The organism is Nonomuraea sp. NPDC049784 (assembly GCF_040659615.1).
Classification (GTDB): Bacteria; Actinomycetota; Actinomycetes; order Streptosporangiales; family Streptosporangiaceae; genus Nonomuraea.
Map to the genome: position 1 here is coordinate 1 of NZ_JBFAMX010000785.1, position 4,022 is coordinate 4,022.

Annotated in this window: 4 protein-coding genes and 1 pseudogene; 3 read left to right on the top strand and 2 right to left on the bottom strand. The window is 70.0% G+C overall.

Annotated elements, in window-relative coordinates; translation table 11 throughout:
• Positions 1-291: pseudogene (locus tag AB0J09_RS58400) on the top strand (hypothetical protein); the annotation flags it as partial.
• 1 nt (position 292) lies between these two features.
• Here the strand turns inward: AB0J09_RS58400 and AB0J09_RS58405 are convergent.
• A complete protein-coding gene (locus AB0J09_RS58405) occupies positions 293-859 on the bottom strand; it encodes a TetR/AcrR family transcriptional regulator (RefSeq protein WP_360711834.1) in 567 nt (188 codons plus the stop codon).
• Positions 860-932: 73 nt separating this feature from the next.
• Between AB0J09_RS58405 and AB0J09_RS58410 the strand changes: the two genes are divergently transcribed.
• Complete coding sequence (locus tag AB0J09_RS58410; protein ID WP_360711836.1) at positions 933-2,108, top strand: FAD-dependent monooxygenase; 1,176 nt, start codon at positions 933-935, stop codon at positions 2,106-2,108.
• A 58-nt stretch (positions 2,109-2,166) separates the two neighbouring features.
• A complete protein-coding gene (locus AB0J09_RS58415; RefSeq protein ID WP_360711839.1) occupies positions 2,167-2,991 on the top strand; it encodes an NmrA family NAD(P)-binding protein in 825 nt (274 codons plus the stop codon).
• Here the strand turns inward: AB0J09_RS58415 and AB0J09_RS58420 are convergent.
• Positions 2,952-4,022 (bottom strand): alpha/beta hydrolase (locus AB0J09_RS58420; protein WP_360711842.1); only part of this gene is annotated, 1,071 nt, incomplete at its 5' end. The genes AB0J09_RS58415 and AB0J09_RS58420 overlap by 40 nt on opposite strands.

Consider the following 4,022-nt stretch of genomic DNA (forward strand, 5'->3'; position numbering starts at 1 on the left):
CTGACCGCCGCCCTGCCGACCGAGCCCGCCGGCCGGGTCGTGGAGCTGCCCTGGTCGGGCTGGGCGCTGCGGCTCGACGACTTCCTGCTCACGCGGCTGGTGGAGCTGGTCGTGCACTCGGACGACCTGGCGGCGAGCGTGGGGCTGGACGCGCCGGAGCTGCCCTCGTCGGTCATCGATCCCGTGGTGGAACTGCTGGCCCGGCTGGCCGTCCACCGGCACGGGCCGACGGCGGTCATCCGCACCCTGAGCCGTGCCGAGCGCGCTCCGGCCACCATAAGCGCCTTCTAGCTCACGAGGCAATCATGCGGAGGGCCGTGACGACCTCGCGGCCCGACAGCGCGCTGTCCGGGTCCAGCAGCCACTGCGACAGGAACCCTGTCAGCATGGCCTGGTAGACCGATCCCACCAGCCGCTCACGCTCCGGATCGCTCCCCGGCTCAAGCCCCTCGAACAACTCGGCCAGACCCAGCCGAGCCTCCTTGATGGAGTGCACCAGCTGCTCGCGCACCTCGGGCACGTGGTCGATCTGCCCCAGCAGCTCGAACTGCGTCACCCACAGCGGCCGCAGCCTGGAGAACGACTCCGTCACCCGATCCCAGGCCGCCTCGAACCGCTCCAGCGGCGTCGCGTCCGCCTTGACGTCGGCCGACAGAGCGACCGCCAGCTCGTCCCCCCACTCGCGCATCGCCTCGAAGAGCGCCTCGTTCATCAGCGCTTCCTTCGACTTGAAGTGGTAACCGATGCCCGCCAGGCTCACCCCGGAAGCGTTGGCTATGTCGCGCGCCGTCGTCCGCGAATAGCCCTTCTCGATCAGGCACCGCTTCGCCCCGGCCAGCAGGTCTTCCCTGTTTCCCATGCCCAGAGGCTAGCACAACTGTCTTGAAAATCTGTCCTAGACAAGCGTCTGAGACGTATGTACTGTCATGGCCATGACGAACATCCTGATCTCCGGCGCGAGCATCGCCGGCACCGCGACGGCGTACTGGCTCAGGCGGCACGGCTTCGACGTGACAGTGGTCGAGCGGGCCCCCGCGATCCGCGAGGGCGGCTACAAGGTGGACATCCGGGGCGCGGCACTCCAGGTGATCGAGCGCATGGGGATCATGGACGCGGTCCGCGCCAGGAGCACGGACATGCGGATCGCCACCCACTACGACGCCAGGGGCAGGAAGGTCGCGACGATGGACGCCGACCTGTTCGGCGGGCGCACGGGCGACGACATCGAGATCATGCGCGGCGACCTGAACGAGCTGCTGTACGACCTCACGCGCCACGACGTCGAGTACGTCTTCGGCGACTCCGTCACGGGCATCGCCGAGGACGGCACGGTGACGTTCGAGCGTTCGGCGCCGCGCAGGTTCGACCTGGTCGTCGGGGCCGACGGCGCGCACTCCAACACCAGGAGGATCGCCTTCGGCGAGGAGTCCGAGTACGCCCGCGACCTCGGCTACTACATCTCGATCTGCACGGTCCCCAACAAGCTGGGCCTCGATCGCGAGGAGGCCGTGCACGTGGCCCCCGGCAGGACCGCGAACGTCTACAGCACCAGGCAGGACACCCGCGCCAAGGCCCTGTTCATGTGGTCGTCAGCGCCGCTGGCCTACGACCACCGCGACGTCGATGCCCAGAAGGACCTCCTGGTGAAGGCCATGCGGGGCGTCGAATGGGAGGTGCCCGCGCTGCTCGAGTCCGTACGCGACGCCGAGGACTTCTACTTCGACTCGGTCACCCAGATCCGCATGGACAGCTGGTCGAAGGGGCGCGTCGTGCTCGTGGGCGACGCGGCGTACTGCGCCTCGCCCGCCTCGGGGCAGGGCACGAGCCTGGCACTCGTGGGCGCGTACGTGCTGGCGGGCGAGCTGGCGAAGGGCGGAGGGGCCGAGGGCTACGAGCGCGAGATGCGCCCGTTCGTCGAGGCCAACCAGGCACTCGGGCCCGCCAACGTCAAGGGCATGGTGATCGAGTCGCGTGCGGCCCTCTGGTTCCAGCTCAAGATGATCAAGTTGCTGCCCCACCTGCCCGGCCGCGACCGGATGATCGACAGGATCGCCGGCCCCATCCACCGCGCCGCGAACGCCATCTCGCTCAAGACATATGCGGAATGAAGTGTTCCGTTCTGCTATCCTGAGATCAGAACATTCCGTTCCAATGAAGGGGTTCGCCATGACCATCCTCGTCACCGGAGCCACCGGGACCGTCGGCCGTCTCGTCGTCGAGGAGCTCCTCGCGGCCGGGCAGCACGTACGCGCTCTGACCAGGAACCCCGCCAAGGCCGGACTTCCCGAGAGCGTCGACGTCGTCGCCGGCGACCTTGCCCGGCCCGAGTCGCTGAAGGACGCCTTCGAGGGCGTCACCGGCGTGCACTTCATCAACTTCGCGGGCGACGACTACGCGGCCCTGCCGGACGGGGCCGCGCTCGTCGAACTGGCCGTCGAGGCGGGTGTGCGGCGGGTCACCGTGCTGGGCGGCCGGGAGGACGGCCCGCTGGAGCAGGCGCTGGCCGCGACCGACGTGGAGTGGACGCTCCTCCACCCGGTCGAGTTCATGTCCAACACGCTGCGCTGGTGGGCCCACACGGTGAAGACGGAAGGCGTCATCAAGGAGCCGTTCGGCGACCGGCTGAGCGCCCTGGTGCACGAGCGCGACATCGCCGCCGTGGCCGCGACGGTGCTGGTCGAGGGTGGCCACGGCGGCAAGACGTACGTGTTGACGGGCCCCGAGGCGATCACGCTCAGGCAGAAGGTCGAGATCCTGGGGGCGTCGATCGACAGGCCCGTCGAGTACGTGGAGCTGACCGTGGACGAGGCGCGGGCCAAGTGGGCCGCCGACGGCATGGGCGAGCAGACCATCGAGTTCCTCGTCCACGCCCTGGGCAGCACCCCGGAGGTCGGCTACACGGTGGTCCCGACCGTGCGCGAGGTCACCGGCAGGGACGCGCGCAGTTTCGCTCAGTGGGCCTCGGAGAACGCCGACGCGTTCCGGGTGTGATCGGTGACCTCGGGATAGTCCTCAATCGGGGTCCGCTTACCGAGCAGGTGCCGGTCGAGGAAGCTGACCAGGCGAGCCCGGGTGATCCGCAGCGCCCGCGCGCCATCCAGCTCCTGCGAGGGGAGGCCGAGCTGCGGCCGGAGCACGGCGTAGTCGACGAACGCCGAGTGGTCGGTCCCCGCCACCGTGATCCAGCGCTTCCAGCCCCTCAGGTTGGTCCAGGCCCTGTCCCACGAGCCGTAGCCGGGCGCGTGCCCCGGCGCCCCGACCAGCATGAACGGCCGGTCGAGCGGCTCGTCCTGTGCGAACGTTCCGTCCAGGTTGACGCCGGCCTTGATCCGGGTGTCGGCGAGCATGGTCTGGGCGGTGGCATACCCGCCCATGGAGTGGCCCACCATGGCGATCCTCGACCGGTCGATCACCTTGCCCCACCGGCCCTTGACCAGCTCGCCCAGCACGAACCGCACGTCCTTGACCCGCCCCGCGGCCACCTTGGCGTTGTCCTGGCCCTTCACGCAGGCCAGGCAGGTGGCGGTCCGGCCGTCGGGGAACGTGGTCGCGACCGACTCGTACGTGTGCTCCACCGCCGCCACCAGGTATCCCCTGCTCGCCAGCTCCTCGGCCAGCGAGGTCAGGGTGGCGCGCGGGAAGGAGAAGCCCGGCGACATGACGACCAAGGGGTGCCTGCCCGGACTCATGGGGGCGTCGAGCCTGGCGTACGTCCTGGTCTTGGTGAGCGCGTCCGGGGAGACGTTCGGGAAGTCCTTGAGGATGGCGGCGGACTCCTGGGGCGTCACGTACGGAGCCGGCCGCCCGACAGCCCTCTTCGCCGGGTACCAGAGCGAGACCATCAGCTCCCGCTGGGACGCCTCGGGGTTCCACGGGTCGGGACGGCTCGAGTCGACCAGGTGCAGGCTGGTCGTGGGGGCCCGGGGCGGGCGCGGGGGCGTGCAGGCGGGGGTGCCGGGGGCCGGCGCGCGGGGGCGGGGCGCGGGGGGCGCCCCCCACACACGGGCTAGCGGGAGGGTTTT